We start from the raw sequence: 15,856 nt of genomic DNA on the forward strand, positions 1-15,856 counted from the left end.
GACCGCTCGGCACACCCCGAGCTGGCTGGCGACGAGCCGCGGCCCCCGACGCTCGAAGAGGAGGCACATCCGTGAACACCGCCATCGCGACGATCAATCCAGCGACCGGAGAGACGATCGAGACGTTCGAACCTCTCTCCTCAGCGGCGCTGGAGCAGAAGGTGGCGCGCGCGCACGCCGCGTTCCGCAGCTTCCGGCAGACCCAGGTCGCCGAGCGGGCCCAGAAGCTGCGCCGGGCAGCCGACATCCTGGACGGCGAGAAGGAGCAGCTCGGGCAGCTCATGACGCTCGAGATGGGGAAGACCATCGGCTCCGCCATCGCCGAGGCCCAGAAGTGCGCGACCGCGTGCCGCTACTACGCCGACAACGCCGAGCGCCTGCTCGCCCCCGAAGAGGTCGCCACCGACGCGGGCAAGAGCTACGTGGCCTTCCACCCGCTCGGCGTGGTGCTCGCGATCATGCCGTGGAACTTCCCGTTCTGGCAGGTCTTCCGCTTCGCCGCGCCGGCGCTCGTCGCCGGCAACGTCGGCCTCCTCAAGCACGCCTCGAACGTCCCCCGCTGCGCGCTCGCGATCGAGGACATCCTCCGCCGGGCCGGCTTCCCGGAAGGGGTCTTCCAGGCGCTGCTCGCCGGGACCGACGTCGTGCCGCGCCTCCTCGCCGACCCGCGCATCGCGGCCGCGACGCTCACCGGCAGCGAGAACGCGGGGCGCAGCGTCGGCGCCCACGCCGGCAAGCACCTCAAGAAGGTGGTGCTCGAGCTCGGCGGCAGCGATCCGTTCATCGTCCTGCCGAGCGCCGACCTCAACGCCGCCGTGGGGACCGCGATCCGGGCGCGCATCATCAACAACGGCCAGTCCTGCATCGCGGCGAAGCGCTTCATCGTGCACGAGTCGATCGCGCCCGAGTTCGAGCAGCGCTTCGTCGCGACCATGCGGCGCCTGCGGGTCGGTGATCCGATGGATCCGTCGGTCGACGTCGGGCCGCTCGCCACGCCGCAGATCGCCGCGGAGCTCGAGGAGCAGGTGCGGGCGTCGGTGGCCGCGGGCGCGCTCCTCCTCACCGGAGGCAAGCGGCTGAGGGGGCCGGGCAACTACTTCCCGCCGACCGTGCTCACCGACGTCCAGCGCCCCTCCCCCGCCGCCGACGACGAGCTCTTCGGCCCGGTCGCGGCGGTCTTCCGCGTCACCGACATCGACGAGGCCATCCACATGGCGAACTCCACCCGGTTCGGCCTCGGGGCGAGCGCATGGACCCGCGACGCCGACGAGCGCGAGCGGCTCATCAACGAGCTCGATGCCGGCCAGGTGTTCATCAACGGGATGGTCGTGTCCGACCCCCGGCTGCCGTTCGGCGGCATCAAGATGTCCGGCTACGGCCGCGAGCTCTCCTCGTACGGCCTGCGCGAGTTCGTGAACGTCAAGACCGTCTGGATCGCCAAGGACGAACGGCCGAGGGGCCTGCCTGCATCCGAGTGATCCAAGGAGCGGAGCGACCGAAGGACGGCGTGATCGAGCGGTGATCGAGCGACCGAGCGCTCGCCGGGTGAGCCGCTCGCCAGCCGTCCGGCCGCCGCTTCCCCGGCGTCGTGCGAAGGGCGATGATGGCGGTCATGTCGCTCCCCGGCTTCACCGAGACGCAGTTCTCCCACGACGGCGTGGCGCGGGTGGTCTACCGCCGCGGCGCGGGCCCGGGCGTCGTCGTCATGCACGAGATCCCGGGCATCACCCCGTCGGTCGCGGCGTTCGCCGAGCGCGTGGCGGACGCCGGCTTCACCGTCTTCGTGCCCCACCTCTTCGGGACGCCCGGCAAGCTGGACACGCCCCTCTACATCGTCGAGCAGCTGGGCCGCGCCTGCATCAGCCGCGAGTTCCACGTGCTCGCGTCCAGGCAGGCGAGCCCGATCACCGACTGGCTGCGCGCGCTCTGCCGCGACGTCCACGCGGAGCTCGGGGGCAAGGGCGTCGGCGCGATCGGCATGTGCCTGACGGGCAACTTCGCGCTCGCGCTGATGGTCGACCCCGCCATCGCGGCGCCCGTGCTGAGCCAGCCGTCGCTGCCCTTCCCGCTCTCGCGCGAGCGCCGCGCCGGGCTCCACCTCTCCGACGACGGCCTCCGCGCCGTCAAGGAGCGCGTCGCCGCCGGTACCCCGGTGCTCGGGCTCCGCTTCACCCACGATCCGATGTGCCCGAAGGAGCGGTTCGACCACCTCCGGGCCGAGCTCGGCGACGGCTTCGAGAGGATCGAGATCGACTCGTCCCCGGGCAACCCCCATGGGATCCCGCGCACCGCCCACTCGGTCCTGACGCGCGATCTGGTCGACCGCGAGGGCCACCCGACGCGCGAGGCGCTCTCGCGCGTCCTCGCCTTCTTCCGCGAGCGACTGCACCCCTGACCGCCCGCGACGAAAGCCGCGCCCGAGCCGGAACGTCGCGCGACGTCGCGCGACCTCACGCGACGAGGCACAGCCGGTTGCGTCCCCGTGAACGTCGACTTACTGTCATTGATTGTGTCGGACGATCCGGCCGTGGCCGCTCTGCTGAGCGAGTACCCCCCTGCAGCGCAACAGCTGACCTTGCGCGTGCGCAAGCTGCTCCTGCGCATCATTCCCGACGTCCACGAGCACGTCTATCCAGGCTGGCGGCTCGTCAGCTTCCGGATGGGCGGCGGCGACCAACACAAGATCTGCTGGCTCGCCCCGCAGCGCTTCGGCGTGACCCTCGGCTTCGAGCGCGGCGCCGAGCTGCCGGATCCGAGCGGCCTGCTCACCGGCGAGGCCAAGCAGGCCAGGAACCTCCATATCCGCTCTGCCAAGGACGTGGACGTCGCCGCGATCGCCACGCTGGTCGCGGCCGCCGTCGCGCTCCACCAGAGCCGGTGAGGATGGCGCGGAGCGCCGCTGCGCGACGGCCGCGCCCGCGGCTCAGCGGCGCCCGTGGACGACCCGCCCGCCCGTCTTGCCGAGCGCGTACGAGAACCCGAGCTCCAGCGTGGAGCGGGTGACGATCGCCCCGAGATCGAGCCCCTGCTCCACCATGAGCCGCGCGGCCTCGGGCGAGATCCCGACGAGCACCACCTCGGCCCCGAGCAGCCCGGCGGCGCGCGCCGCCTGCGCGAGGTGGTTCGCCGCGCTCGCGTCGACCACCGCCATGCCGGTGACGTCGATGATCACGACGCGCGCCTGGTGCTCGGAGATCTCCTTCAGCATCGCCTCGATGAAGCGGCCGGAGCGGTGCGTGTCCAGCGCGCCCACGATCGGCATGACGAGGACGCCGCGCGCGATCGGCACCACCGGGCTCGACATCGCGGCGATCGTCTCGAGGAGCGCCTCCTGGCGGCTGCTCAGCGACTCGAGCGCCCTCGTCCGCTCCTTGATCCGCGACAGGAGCCGCGCGTTCTCGATCACGACGGCGGCCACCGCGGCCACGCGCTCGATGAGCGCCAGGTCGGTCGCCGAGCACGCGTCGGGCTGCGGGCTGGCCAGGACGAGGACCCCGAGGACCGCCTCCCGGGAGAGCAGCGGCACGCCGACCAGCGTGCGCGCGCCGCGCCGGCGCGCCTCGGCGACGTCGCCGAAGCGCTGGTGCTCGCCCGACGCGGTGTCGATGACGAGCGAGCTGCACGAGCGCATCACCTGGCCCACCAGCGAGTCGTCCGCGACGGGCGCGCGCTCGTCGTCGACGAGGCTCTCGCGCTGGGCCATGCCGATCACCAGGAAATTCAGCGGGCGCTCGTGACGCCCCGCGCCCAGCCTGCGGTTCACGATCCTGCGGGCGGAGCTCGACGCGAGGTGATCCGAGAGGGCGCTCGAGAAGGGCGTCCGCTCGAGGGTCACGAGGTCGACCCCCGTGTCGATGCAGCGCGACGCCGGCAGGTCCGCGACGGCCTCCGCGACGCCCCGCGTGGCCATCTCGTAGAGCGCCTGCACGCCGCGGTACCCCATGTCGTACTCGCGCTGCACCACCGCCGCGTGGATCACGCCGTCCTGGAGCATCGCGACCGTGGCGGTGACGAGATCGAAGGCGACCACCTTGAGTTCGCCGGACCGCCCGAGCTTCATCGACGCCTGCCCCAGGCTGGGGCCGTTCTCGCTGCACACACCCAGAGCGCCGGCGAGGCCGGGGTTCGAACGCACCGCGTCCACGGCGAGCGCGATCGCGCGCTCCACGTCGAACTGGTTCTCCGAGAGCGAGCCCACGCGGACCGCCGAGCCGGCGATCGCCTCGCGGAAGCCCTCGATGCGCCCCTGGGCGTTCGGCACGGCGAAGGACTCCGCCTGGATGGTGATCTCGCCTCCCTGCGGCAAGAACCGCAGCATCGCCTCGCCTGCGATCTTCCCGGCGGCCCGGTTGTCGGTCCCGACGTAGAGCAACGACCGGCTGCCCGGGGCGGCCGGCGTGTCGATCGTGATGACCGGGATGCCCGCCGCCATCGCGCGGCCGATGGCCGGCTCGAGCGCCACGGGGTCGATGGGCGCGATCGCGATCCCGCCCACCCGCCGGCGGATCCCTTCCTCGAGGAGCGCCTCCTGAGCCGCGGCGCCGGCGGACATGACGCTCCTGAACTCGACCCCGACCCGGAGATCGCGCCCCGCCGCCAGCGCGCCGTCCCGCAGGTTGTTCCAGTACGCCGTCAGCGGCCGGCGGGGAGCCTTGTAGACGCGGATCATCGGCTGGCCTGGCGCGCGGCTCGCGTCGTACGCTCCGCGCCACCCATCGGCGACGCGCCCCTCGCCCCCGGCATCCTCCAGGATGGCGAGGTCGATCGCGCTCCAGCGCGGGCCGGTCTGGACGCTCCGGATCCCGTCCGCGAGCGTCTCGATGAGCTCGAGGGGATCGACCGACTCGGCGACGGAGCTCAGCACCTCCTCGAGCAGGCGCAGCTCCTGGGCGCTCTGCGCCTTCTCCTCGAAGAGGCCGCGCCGCTCGAGCGCGGCGCCCACGCTCACCGCGACCGACTCCACGAGCGCGCGGCGCGGGCCCGAGAGCGGCGCCGCGTCCGGCTGCTCCAGGGCGAGGTAGGCGCCCGGCGCGCCGAACATGGGCACCGCGATGACGTGGACGTGGACGCCGTCGGGCAGCCAGCCAGGCGCTTCCGCGAGCTCGGGCAGGTGCGCCCGGTACCACGCGGTCGCGGGGACGAGGCACGGGCCGTGCGCCGCCTCGGGCGCCGCGGCGGGGCCGAACGGAGCCGACGCGCTGAGCGCCCCGCCGTCGGACGGCATGTTCACCCGGCCCGGCAGGAGCCCGTCGAGCCCGACGATCGCCCTGTACGAGAGGCGCCGGCCGGTGCGTATCAGCAGGCTCCCGCGCCGCGCGCCCGGGAGGCCCTCCATGGCTCGCCGCACAAGGTCGTGGAGAGTCGAGAAAACGTCCAGTCCGGTGGTCATGCAGATCCGTTCAGCCGCTCGCTCGCTCGCTCGCTGCGCATCGCGCGTGCGGGCGCATCCCGTAGCAGGCGTGAGCGGGCTCGTGCTTGTCAAGCAGAGACGATGGGACCACCGTAGGACCACGAGGAGCTCGCACCCGCATGAAGCTCGCCTCTCTCCGCGGCCCCGGCCGCGACGGCACGCTCGTCGTCGTCCGCCGCGACGGCCGCGCCTACGCGCCTGCAGGCGAGGCCTTGCCCACGCTCCAGGCCGCGCTCGACGACTGGGAGCGCGCCGAGCCCGCGCTCCGGCGCATCGCAGCCGACGTCGAGCTCGGCGAGGCGGCCGTGACGCCGCTGGTCGCGGAAGAGCTCGCTGCGCCGCTTCCGCGCGCCTACGAGTGGATCGACGGCTCGGCGTACATCCACCACATCGTGCTCGTGCGCAAGGCGCGCGGCGCCGAGCCTCCCGAGACGCTGACGACCGATCCGCTTGTGTACCAGGGCGGCTCCGGCGTCCTCCTCGGCCCGACCGACGACATCGTCCTGCACGACGAGGCCTGGGGCCTCGATTTCGAGGCCGAGGTCTGCGCTGTCCTCGGCGACACCCCGCAGGGCACGCGCCGCGAAGAGGCCCACCGGCACATCCGCCTCTTCCTGCTGGCCAACGACGTGACGCTGCGCAACCTCGTGCCCGCCGAGCTCGCGAAGGGGTTCGGGTTCTTCTGCTCCAAGCCCGCCACCGCGTTCTCGCCGTTCGCGATCACGCCCGACGAGCTCGGCGACGCGCTCCGCGACGGGCGCGTCCACCTGCGGCTCCGCTCGACCTACAACGGCGCGCTCATCGGTGATCCCGAGGCCGGCGCGGAGATGCACTTCTCGTTCTTCGAGCTCATCGAGCACATCGCCAGGACGCGCAGCTTCACGGCGGGGACGCTCCTCGGCAGCGGCACCGTCTCCAACGAGGACCCGGCGCGCGGCGTGTCTTGCCTCGCCGAGCGGCGCATGCTCGAGATCCTCTCGGACGGGGCGGCCAGGACGCCGTTCATGAAGCCAGGAGACACGATCATGATCGAGATGCTGAATCGCGCGGGAGAGAGCCTGTTCGGGCGCATCGCGCAGCGGGTGGTGGCCAGATGAGCGCCGCCGTGAAGGGGCTCGCGCTCTACGGCTACTGGCGCAGCTCGTGCAGCTGGCGCGTGCGCATCGCGCTGGCCCACAAGGGCATCGAGCACGCGTACCGGCCGGTGAACCTCGTCCGGGACGGCGGCGAGCAGCTCCGCGACGAGTACCGGGCCAAGAACCCGATGGCGCAGGTGCCCCTGCTCGAGTTCGAGCAGGGCGGCGCCGTCCGGCGTGTGTCCCAGTCGGTGGCCATCATCGAGCTGCTCGAGGACCTCTTCCCCGCGCCGCCGCTCCTGCCCGCGGATCCGTACCTGCGCGCCAGGGCGCGGCAGCTCGTGGAGACGATCAACTCCGGCACGCAGCCGATGCAGAACACCGCCACGCTGAAGTACGTGAGGGACGAGCTCGGCGGCGACGAGAAGGCCTTCGGCCGGCGCTTCATCGCCTCGGGCCTCGCCGCGTTCCAGGCGGCGGCGAGCGAGCTCTCCGGGCGGTTCTGCGTCGGCGACGAGGTCACCGTGGCGGACGTGTTCCTCGTGCCCCAGCTCTACAACGCGCGGCGCTACGAGGTCGACCTCGCGCCGCTCTCGACCCTCACGCGCATCGAGGCCGCGTGCATGGAGCTGCCCGCGTTCCAGGCCGCCCACGCCGACCGCCAGGTCGACGCGGTCGCCTAGCTCGCCCCTGCGTTACCCCCTCGCGACGGAGGACCCGGATGACCAAGGTGGAGTCGATCGGCATCAAGCGGGTGGAGGCGCTGCACTACTACGTGCGCGAACTGGAGCGGAGCCGCAGGTTCTACACGGAGAAGCTCGATTTCCAGGAGATCGCCGCGAGCTCGCCGGAGCTCACGGCGGCGGCGGCGCAGCGCTCGGTCGTCTTCCAGGCCGGCGAGTGCGTCGTCGTCTGCTCGCAGCCGATCGGCGAGGGCGGGCGGGCGTGGCGCTACCTGCGCAAGCACCCCGACGGGGTGGGCACGGTCATCTTCGAGGTGGAGGACATCGACCGCGCCTTCCGCCTGCTCGACGGCCGCGGGGGCACGCCGATCGACGAGATCCACCGGGCGACGGACGAGGGCGGCGCGTTCGCCTCGTTCTCGATCACGACGCCGTTCGGCGACACCACCTTCCGCTTCGTGGAGCGGCGCGGCTACCGGGCGCTGTTCCCCGGCTGCGTGGCCTACGACGCGCCGCGCGGCGGCGCGAACCGCTTCGGGATCACCCGGTTCGATCACGTCACCTCGAACTTCCAGACGATGGCGCCCGCCCTGCTCTGGATGGAGCACGTGCTGGGGCTCGAGCCGTTCTGGCAGATCGCGTTCCACACGAACGACGTCACGAAGGACGCCGATCACGGCTCGGGACTGCGCTCGGCCGTGATGTGGGACCCGGCCTCGGGCGTGAAGTTCGCGAACAACGAGCCTTACCGGCCGCACTTCAAGAGCTCGCAGATCAACGTCTTCAACGAGGAGCACCGCGGCGACGGCGTGCAGCACGTGGCGCTCGCCGTGGAGGACATCCTCGCCGCCGTGCGCGCGATGCGCGGCCGGGGCGTGGAGTTCATGCCGACCCCGGCCGCCTATTACGACATGCTGCCCGAGCGCCTGCAGCGGCTCGGCATCGGGCAGATCGACGAGGACGTGGCGGCGCTGCGCGAGCTCGAGGTGCTCGTCGACGGCGACGGCGCGAGGTCGTACCTCCTCCAGATCTTCCTTAAGGAGTCGTCGGGCACGCACCGCGATCCGGACGCCGGGCCGTTCTTCTTCGAGCTCATCCAGCGCAAGGGGGACCGCGGCTTCGGCGCCGGCAATTTCCGGGCGCTGTTCGAGAGCATCGAGCGGCAGCAGAAGGCGGGGCACGGCTGATGCTCGATCGCGTCGTCGCCGGGATCGTCCCGCCCAAGCACCACATCGCCCTGCGGAGCGAGGCGGGGGAGCTCCGCTACGAGGAGTGCCTGACGCGGGCGGGCTTCGACGGCCCCTACACGATCGCCTACCACGAGCGCCGGCCGCACGAGCACCGGCTCGCGGAGGCCGCGCACGGCTTCGCGCTGCCGGTCGCCGCGCCGGCGCGCCCGCTGGCGAAGCGGCACTACCGGTCGCAGGATCTGCCGCGGCGGGGCGGGCCCGCCGTCGACTGCCGCGTGCCGCTGCTCTTCAACGACGACGTGGTGATCGGGCTCGCCCAGCCGGACGCGGCCGATCCGGTGTACTTCGCGAACGCGGACGCCGACGAGCTGTTCTTCGTCTTCCACGGGGGCGGCGTGCTGCGCACGATGCTCGGCGATCTCCGCTTCGAGCAGGACGACTACGTCGTCATCCCGAAGGGGCTCTTCTACCGCTTCCTCCCGGACGCCGCGCCCCAGCGGTGGCTCTGGATCGAGGGCGCGGACATCCACCTCCCGCGCAAGTGGCGCAACGAGGTCGGCCAGCTGCGCATGGACGCGCCGTACTCGCACCGTGATTTCCGGCGGCCCACGTTCGTCGGCCCCCTCGACGAGGGCATCCGCGCGCTCGTCGTGAAGCGCGGCGGCGCCTTCCACGGCTTCACCCTCGAGCGCTCGCCGCTCGACGTCGTCGGCTGGGACGGGGCGGTGTACCCGTTCGCGTTCCCGATCCAGCGCTTCCAGGCGCGCGTCGGGCTCGTGCACCTGCCTCCGGACTGGCACGGGACGTTCGCCGCGCGCGGCGCCCTCGTCTGCAGCTTCGTGCCGCGTCCGACCGACTTCCACCCGGAGGCGATCCCCTGCCCGTACCCCCACGCGTCGGTCGATTGCGACGAGTTCCTGTTCTACTGCCGCGGCAACTTCACCTCGCGCCGCGGCGTCGGCCCCGGCAGCATCTCGCACCATCCGGCCGGCGTCCCGCACGGGCCGCACCCAGGCGCGTACGAGGCGAGCCTCGGGGCCCGCGAGACGAGCGAGCTCGCGGTCATGCTCGACACGATCCGCCCGCTCTCGGCCACCGCCGCCGCGCTCGCGGTGGAGGACCCGGGCTACCAGGACAGCTTCATCGCGGGCCCCTAGCGGGATCGGGCGACGGGAGGCTTCCCTCAGGGCCCTCCGCGAGGGGGCTCAGAGCCCTGGGGAGTGTTGAAGCAGGCGGTCGTGCACTCGTTGAAGCGCTGCGACTCCTCGAAATCGATCCCGTTCAGCCCATTGCAGGACATGCCGAGGATGCAGCGGGCGTTGCACACGATCGACCCGACGCAGTCGTCGGGGTTGGTCGAGAACGGGAATCCCAGCCCGCACCCCATGAAGACGTCGTTGGCGTCCTCGCAGACGGTGCGGAAGATGGAGATGCCGCAGCCACGGAGGCTATCTCGCTGGCCGTCGCAGCTGTCGAACACGTAATTCTCGTCCTTGCATTCGAGCTCCTCCTCGACGCACGTCACGTAGTCGTCGAAGGAGCCGGTGCAGCTCGCCTTCATCGCGGCCGCCCGCGCGGTCTCCGCCTTGCCGACGCACTCGAGGTACCTCGCCTCGCTGCAGCCGGAGCAGTCGCAGATGAGATCGCAGGCGCGCTCCTCGGGCGAGGGGCAGCCAGCGGACACGAGCGCGCCGCCGGCGGCGGCCAGGGAGAGGAGCACCCAGTGGGTGCGCGGCGAGCGACGCTTGGGGGCGAGCACGGTGACCTCCTCGCCCTACTTTATTTCATTTCGGCATCTTGCCGAGCCGCTCGAGCAGCGCGCGCACAAGGAGCGGCCACGCGACCGTGGCGTCCGCGTACACCTCGGCGAAGCGCCCGCCCTCCTGCGGCGGGGTGAACTTCCCCCAGCTCACGCCCTCGGAGTACGTGCAGCCGGACAGGCCGCCCCAGTGGACGGGCTCGGGGCAGATGCGGACGCCGTACTGGAACCGCGGGTGATCGACCTCGATGTCCAGGCGATCGCCGACGATGTCGTAGAACGGCGCGACCTGCTGGGCCCAGTTGCGCGGCACGCCGCCGCCGATGGTGAAGATTCCGAGGCGCTTCTTCTTGCGGACCAGGCGGGCGTAGCTCAGCAGATCGAGGAACGGATTGTACGGCGGCGGCACGGCCTCGCGCCACACGTCGAAGCCCGGCTTGTCGCCGTGCTGCGCCTTCACCTTGCGCAGCATCCACGTCGCCACGTCGAGGCCCATCTCGCTGTCGGTGAAGGCCGGCACATAGACGGGCACGTCGCGGAGGTACGCGCTCCGGAGCACGCCCGGCGAGTCGCCCATCTCCGCCAGCGCCTTGCCGAGCTGGCGGCAGATGATCTCGCTCGACCAGGGAGAGCCGGGGTCCAGCTTGTCGAGCTCCTTCCGGACGAAGACCTCGATCGCGTTGAGGTTCTTCTCCATCTCGAGCGTGTCGTAGACGCGGTTGTACCCCTTCTCGAAGTACGTCTCGTCGGAGATGCCCGGGTTCGCCTTGTAATGGGTCAGGCCGACCGCCTCGCTCAGCCCGTGCGCCATGAGCGCCCCCGTGCTGATGATGCAGTCGATCATGCCGGCCTCGATCATCCTGACGATGACGACGCCCATCTTGGCGACCGTCATCGCGCCGGAGAACGTCGCCACGACGAGGCAGTCCTCGTCGCGCACCATCGCCTCGAGCACGTCGCACGCCTCGCCGAGCGCGCGGCCGCTGAACGCGGTCCTGCTCATCGCGCGGAGCAGATCGTCGAACGAGTCAATCTTCAGCGGGTCGAGCGCGGCGAGCGGGACGAGCTGATCTTCGACGCCGTCGCCGAGCTGGCGGTGCGAGGAACGAGGGTGCTTCGGAGAGGACATAGGGCGCGAACATATACCCGCGCGGAGGGTGGGCCGTCGAGCGCGAAGCTCCCCGCGAGAGGGGCAAACTCAGGGCCGGACGGGCAGCGAGCACGCGAGGCGGCGCGCGGATCTCGCCGCTGGTCTGCCCGCTGCCGTGCCCTCCGTTCCGCCGAATTTGCCGGCGCCTTGGCCGATCCCGCGATCGCCGCCTTCGGCGCGCTGGGCCGCGAGATCGGCGCGAACGAACGCGAGCGGGCCAGCGCTGGGCTGGCCGTCGGTCCGCCGCTCCAGATCCATCAGCGCGGCGATCTTCGCCACGCAAACGTCACGACCTGACACACGGACGTCATAGACAGCCGTGCTCGCGGGCGCGCGGCGGCCATCGATCGTCGCGAACGCGCTCGCCCGATCGAGCAGGAAGCGCGCGCCGGGCGGGCGCGCGGCGCACGCCGGCATGCGGGTGAGCTCGGTGCGGACATTCGGGACGATCTCCCAGCCGTCGAGCGGCAAGAGCGGCGGGGCCTTCGCTGTCGCACCTTGCGCCGTCGTCGCGGCAGGCGGCATCGGCACCGTCCGGCCGAGCGTCAGGCCGTGGAAGCTGAGCAAGAGCGGCACGCCGGCGCTCGTCGGCTGCCCCAGCGCGGGCTCGCCGAGGTTCGCGAGCGAGGCGATCGGCCGCGGGGCCTCGCCGGAGGACCACGCGACGAGCGACGCCCCGCGGAGCCACGCGACGGGGCCATCCGGCGCCTCGCTGAAGGCGACCTCCGCCTCGGGCATCAGCTCCAGCGGCACCTCGGCGACCTCGGCGCCACGGCCCGGCCTCACCTGGATCAGCACGTCGCGGCCCGAGACGCGCACGCCGAACAGGATCCGGCCGCCGGACGCCGCGAACCGGGCGAGGATCGCGTCCCGGCCGACGCCCTCGGGCGCCGGGCCCGTCCACGAGCGGACCCTGGCCTGGAGCTCGGTCGGGTCGAGCCAGCGCAGCGTCCACGTCGCCCGCGGCGCAGCGGAGGCGCCGCGCGCCTGGAGATCGGCGCCGGTGCCTCTGGCAGCGGCGCCGTCGGGCGAGCGCACCTCGAGCGCGGCGACGGTGGAGAGCTGGCCCCAGCGCCTGTCGCTCACCGACGAGACGCGCCGCAGGCCGTCCGGTCCGGGCTTCACGTCGCGGGCGAGCAGCGCGAGCGCCTCCTGGGCGCTGCGCGGCGGCGGCACGCCCGCCGGCGAGAGCGGCGGCCCCGGCTGTGTCGTGCAGGCGAGCGCGCGCTCCGGCAGCGCAGGAGCCGGCGGCGGGCGGAGCGGCAGGAGCGGCGCGGCCCCGAGCGCGGGACCGCCGGACGGCGCTCCCTGCGCGGGCAGCGGCGGCCCCCAGCCGACGCGGAGGTGGGTCGAGATCCTCAGGCCGGCCTCGTTCACGGCCAGCATCCCGGGCTCGGCGAGCAGGTCGCCACTCTGGGCGATCTCCGCCGCGGCCTGGGGTGGGACCTCGATGGGCGACCACGTGCGGCCGGCGTCATCCGACGCGAGCACCTTCCCTTCCCCGACGGCGATCCCGCGGCCGGCGTGGACCACGGCGTGCGCGGCCCCGGCGAGGCGAGCCCGCGAGGCCTCGCCGCCGGGGGAAAGGACGACGGCGATCAGCTCTCCGGCCTCGTCGGCCACCACGAACGACAGGGCGCCGTCCTGCCCCTCCTCGATCGGGCTGATCACGTTGACGTCGTCGCCCCGCAGCCAGCCGAGCGGGAGCAGCGGAGCCTCCCTGCCGCCGGCGTCGATCACCGCGACATGGGCGCCGGGCGAGGCGCCCTCGCGGCCGTCGCCGCGCGGCGCGGGCTCGTCGTGGGGCGCGACGTCGCTGTCCCAGAGCCCGCGCAGGATCGCGATCCGGCCGTCGGCGAGGGCGCCGGCGCCGCGCCAGCGGACGTCCGTGCCCGGGCGGACCGTGCTCCACCGGCCGCTCGGCTGCCGCACGCACACGCTGCCCTCGTCCTCCGCGTCGCACGGCGCGAGCAGCAGGGCGCCGCCGCTCGGGGACACGCGGAGCTCGGCCTCGCCGCTCCGCACGAGGACGGGGGGCTCGCTGCCGAGAGGGCGGTCGGGCTTGACCTGGAGCACGCCGAACGGATCGTGGCGGCCGTCCGTCCCGCCCTCGCCGAGCGCGCAGGCCACCCACGCCGCTCGCCCCGCGCGGCCGACGCCGCAGACGTTCAGCCAGTCGCCGCGTCCGAAGGGGGCGACCTCGTGGAGCGCGCCGGTGGTGAGATCCACGCGGGCGAGGACGCCGTGGCTCGCCGTGATCGCGGCGGACGTCCACACCGCGCCGCTCGAGATCGCCGCCTCGAGCGGGTGGCGCCCCGTCGCGCGGATCCAGCGGAGCAGGGGCGCGCCTGGGCCGGGCTCGGGCGCGTCGTTGGCGGGCGCGGGCGCGGGCCCGAGCCGCGCCTCGGCGACCAGGATCCGCGCCTCGCGCTGCCCGGACGACGAGGCCCTGCCCTGCGTCACGGCGATCAGCTCGCCGTCGCGCAGACGGACGTCGGCGACGCGGAGCAGCGCGGCAGGGTCGGCGCCCTCTCCGTCGCCGCCCGGCGCCGGCGCGACGGGGCGCCACGACGCGCCGCCGTCGGCCGTGACCGCGAGCCCTGCCGCCTCGAAGAGCCCGGCGCCGTGCCGCGCGTCGCGGAACGCGAGGGCGCGCAGCGGAAGGGCGGGCAAGCCCGGCAGCGTGCGCGGCTGTCCCGTCTCGATGTCGAGGAAGATCGGGGAGTCGGCGATGGCGTCCCAGACGGCGACGACGGCGGGCCCGCCGCCGATGCGCTGGAGGTCCGCCTCGGACCGGGCGAGGACCGCGGGCGCGCCGAGCGGGTCATCGAACCGGTAGACACCGTGGACGCCGCGCCCGACGAGCCGCGGGCCGGTCGCGGACGGAACCAGCACGAGCTCGATCAGGGGCTCGGGGCACGCCGCGGTCTCCGGCCGTGCCGCGCCGTCGGCCCCGACGAGGACGCGCTGGCCGCCGACGAGCGCGAGCGTGCCGCCGGCGACCCGGGGCCCGATCGCGGTCGCCCCGCTCGCGTCGACCCAGCGGGCGGGCACGGGGGCGGGCGCCGGGGGGCGCGCCGCCGCGGGCGCGCCGCGCTCTTGCGGCGCGGGTCGGGGCGGCGCGCCGCCGCAGCGGGCGAGCGCGAGCGCAGCGAGGAGCGCGGCCGCGCGCCGCGACCTGCGCGGTGGCGCTGCGAGGCGGGGGGCGCCCGCCGCTCTGGACTGCATCATCAGGGCTGAGACTACCGTGATTCGCTGGCCGACGCGGCGCCGTGACGGGCCGCAGGCAGCGCCGTGCGGCCGGCGTGCGCCCGCCAGAGGTGCGGTGTCCATGGCGGTACACGGAGGCCGCAGCGGCACACGGAGGCAGCGCCCGCGACAGGGACGCAGCGACCGCGACAGCGAGGCTCAGTGGACGGCCGAGCCTGCCGGGACCGGGGCGCTCTCGTCTGCCAGCGCGGCTGCCCTGCGGGCGAGGAGGGCCATGAGCCCCCTGGCGCCGACCACGGCATGGTCGGACACGCAGTTGTTGAAGATCGCGTGCACCTGCTCTGCCTCCTGGGAGAGCCGCGCGACGGTCTCCGCCCAGGGAGCGAGCTCCACGGGATCGTAGACGTACCTGAACTTCTCGTTCACGCCGACGGGCGCGTCCCAGGTCTCCTCGCGCCGACCGTGGAAGCGCACCACGGCGAGGCGAGGATCGGCGACGAGGGCGGTGGGAGGCATGCTGTTGTCCTTGCCCTGCGGCTCATCGACGATGACATAGAATGCGCCGAGATCTCGGAGGAGGTCCGCGACGCGCTCGATGCGTCCGGGCATGCCCCATGACCCGTGCCGGAGCTCGACGGCGAACGGGAGCCCATCCATGCGCCGCCGGCAATCCTCGATCACACGCACGTTGCCGCGCGTCGCCGTGAACCACGGAGGGAACTGGAAGAGCACATACCCCAGCTTGCCCGCCTGGCGCAGCGGATCGAGCGCCAGCCGGAAGCGCTCCCAGAGCGCGTCTCTGACCTCGGCCGGCAGGTCTGCCGGGTAGAGGCGCCGCCGGTCGAAGAGCGAGGCTGGCAGCGCGCCCTGGACGTCCGGGGGGAGGCGGGCGGGCTCCACGGGGTGCTGGGTGAGCGGCGCGAACGCCTTCATGTTGAACACGAAATCCGGCGGAGTCCGCTCGACCCACTGCGCCACCATCCCTGGACCCGGGAGGGCGTAATAGCTCGAGTTGACCTCGACCAGGGGGAACTGGGAGGCGTAGAACTTCAGCCGTTGTGCCGGGCTCGACACGCCCTTCGGGTAGAATCGATGGCTCTTCACCAGGGTCGGGTCCGTCCACCCGGCGGTCCCGGCGAGGGCATTGCCGATGCGGGCGGGCACAGGCGCGCACGCCGCGAGCGCCGCGGCGCGCGCGAGCCGCTGCTCCTGCTGGAGTGGAGCCTCCTCTGAAGGCGACCGCGGCGGGTCGCGCAGGGCTTCTTCGTGCATATCGGGAGCAACCTAAGGCCTCTTTCCGGCGATGGAACCGCGCGCCCGGAGATACGGCGGCAGGTGCTCATTGCATCTCACGAAGGTCCTCTCTCCAGTCGTGCGC

General features: G+C 73.1%; 12 protein-coding genes. 7 read left to right on the top strand and 5 right to left on the bottom strand.

The window, feature by feature from the left end; translation table 11 throughout:
- Positions 1–71 precede the first annotated feature (71 nt).
- The 3 genes from WMF46_RS31910 to WMF46_RS31920 all read left to right on the top strand — a co-directional run bounded on the left by WMF46_RS31910 (position 72) and on the right by WMF46_RS31920 (position 2,881).
- Positions 72–1,478 (top strand): NAD-dependent succinate-semialdehyde dehydrogenase, encoded by a 1,407-nt coding sequence (locus WMF46_RS31910; protein WP_437980655.1) that lies wholly within the window; start codon positions 72–74, stop codon positions 1,476–1,478.
- 134 nt (positions 1,479–1,612) lie between these two features.
- On the top strand, positions 1,613–2,395 hold the full coding sequence (locus WMF46_RS31915) for a dienelactone hydrolase family protein (RefSeq protein ID WP_437980656.1): 783 nt from the start codon (positions 1,613–1,615) through the stop codon (positions 2,393–2,395).
- A gap of 132 nt (positions 2,396–2,527) precedes the next feature.
- Positions 2,528–2,881, top strand: a complete 354-nt coding sequence (locus WMF46_RS31920; protein WP_437980657.1) for a DUF1801 domain-containing protein — start codon at positions 2,528–2,530, stop codon at positions 2,879–2,881.
- Positions 2,882–2,923: 42 nt separating this feature from the next.
- Here WMF46_RS31920 and WMF46_RS31925 read toward each other — a convergent pair whose 3' ends face one another.
- Positions 2,924–5,389 (bottom strand): substrate-binding domain-containing protein, encoded by a 2,466-nt coding sequence (locus WMF46_RS31925; RefSeq protein WP_437980658.1) that lies wholly within the window; start codon positions 5,387–5,389, stop codon positions 2,924–2,926.
- 140 nt (positions 5,390–5,529) lie between these two features.
- On the opposite strand from WMF46_RS31925, the gene WMF46_RS31930 reads away from it, so the two are divergent.
- Genes WMF46_RS31930 through WMF46_RS31945 form a run of 4 tightly spaced genes read left to right on the top strand, consistent with a single transcriptional unit; the run spans position 5,530 to position 9,516 of the window.
- On the top strand, positions 5,530–6,507 hold the full coding sequence (locus tag WMF46_RS31930) for a fumarylacetoacetate hydrolase family protein (protein WP_437980659.1): 978 nt from the start codon (positions 5,530–5,532) through the stop codon (positions 6,505–6,507).
- On the top strand, positions 6,504–7,169 hold the full coding sequence (gene maiA, locus WMF46_RS31935; RefSeq protein ID WP_437980660.1) for a maleylacetoacetate isomerase: 666 nt from the start codon (positions 6,504–6,506) through the stop codon (positions 7,167–7,169). Before WMF46_RS31930 ends, maiA begins: the two co-directional genes overlap by 4 nt.
- A gap of 38 nt (positions 7,170–7,207) precedes the next feature.
- Entirely contained in the window at positions 7,208–8,356 is a 1,149-nt protein-coding gene (locus WMF46_RS31940) for a 4-hydroxyphenylpyruvate dioxygenase family protein (protein WP_437980661.1), read from the top strand.
- On the top strand, positions 8,356–9,516 hold the full coding sequence (locus tag WMF46_RS31945; RefSeq protein WP_437979725.1) for a homogentisate 1,2-dioxygenase: 1,161 nt from the start codon (positions 8,356–8,358) through the stop codon (positions 9,514–9,516). The genes WMF46_RS31940 and WMF46_RS31945 overlap by 1 nt, the downstream gene beginning before the upstream one ends.
- Positions 9,517–9,542: 26 nt before the next feature.
- Here the strand turns inward: WMF46_RS31945 and WMF46_RS31950 are convergent, their stop codons facing one another.
- The 4 genes from WMF46_RS31950 to WMF46_RS31965 all read right to left on the bottom strand — a co-directional run bounded on the left by WMF46_RS31950 (position 9,543) and on the right by WMF46_RS31965 (position 15,750).
- The gene (locus WMF46_RS31950) at positions 9,543–10,118 is read right to left on the bottom strand and encodes a hypothetical protein (protein ID WP_437980662.1); all 576 of its coding nucleotides are present in this window, start codon (positions 10,116–10,118) and stop codon (positions 9,543–9,545) included.
- Positions 10,119–10,143: 25 nt separating this feature from the next.
- Positions 10,144–11,247 (bottom strand): deoxyhypusine synthase family protein, encoded by a 1,104-nt coding sequence (locus WMF46_RS31955; protein ID WP_437980663.1) that lies wholly within the window; start codon positions 11,245–11,247, stop codon positions 10,144–10,146.
- A gap of 69 nt (positions 11,248–11,316) precedes the next feature.
- Positions 11,317–14,499, bottom strand: a complete 3,183-nt coding sequence (locus WMF46_RS31960; protein WP_437980664.1) for a hypothetical protein — start codon at positions 14,497–14,499, stop codon at positions 11,317–11,319.
- A 177-nt stretch (positions 14,500–14,676) separates the two neighbouring features.
- Entirely contained in the window at positions 14,677–15,750 is a 1,074-nt protein-coding gene (locus WMF46_RS31965; protein WP_437980665.1) for a DUF72 domain-containing protein, read from the bottom strand.
- Positions 15,751–15,856 lie beyond the last annotated feature (106 nt).

The sequence above is a fragment of the Sorangium sp. So ce117 genome (genome assembly GCF_051524395.1).
Lineage (GTDB): Bacteria > Myxococcota_A > Polyangia > Polyangiales > Polyangiaceae > Sorangium > Sorangium cellulosum_B.

Excerpts from the sequence above, each read along its gene's own strand:
- WMF46_RS31960 (WP_437980664.1), bottom strand. The coding sequence starts at position 14,499 with ATGATGCAGTCCAGAGCGGCGGGCGCCCCCCGCCTCGCAGCGCCACCG.
- maiA (WP_437980660.1), top strand. The coding sequence starts at position 6,504 with ATGAGCGCCGCCGTGAAGGGGCTCGCGCTCTACGGCTACTGGCGCAGC.
- WMF46_RS31940 (WP_437980661.1), top strand. The coding sequence starts at position 7,208 with ATGACCAAGGTGGAGTCGATCGGCATCAAGCGGGTGGAGGCGCTGCAC.
- WMF46_RS31965 (WP_437980665.1), bottom strand. The coding sequence starts at position 15,750 with ATGCACGAAGAAGCCCTGCGCGACCCGCCGCGGTCGCCTTCAGAGGAG.
- WMF46_RS31930 (WP_437980659.1), top strand. The coding sequence starts at position 5,530 with ATGAAGCTCGCCTCTCTCCGCGGCCCCGGCCGCGACGGCACGCTCGTC.
- WMF46_RS31945 (WP_437979725.1), top strand. The coding sequence starts at position 8,356 with ATGCTCGATCGCGTCGTCGCCGGGATCGTCCCGCCCAAGCACCACATC.
- WMF46_RS31915 (WP_437980656.1), top strand. The coding sequence starts at position 1,613 with ATGTCGCTCCCCGGCTTCACCGAGACGCAGTTCTCCCACGACGGCGTG.
- WMF46_RS31925 (WP_437980658.1), bottom strand. The coding sequence starts at position 5,389 with ATGACCACCGGACTGGACGTTTTCTCGACTCTCCACGACCTTGTGCGG.
- WMF46_RS31955 (WP_437980663.1), bottom strand. The coding sequence starts at position 11,247 with ATGTCCTCTCCGAAGCACCCTCGTTCCTCGCACCGCCAGCTCGGCGAC.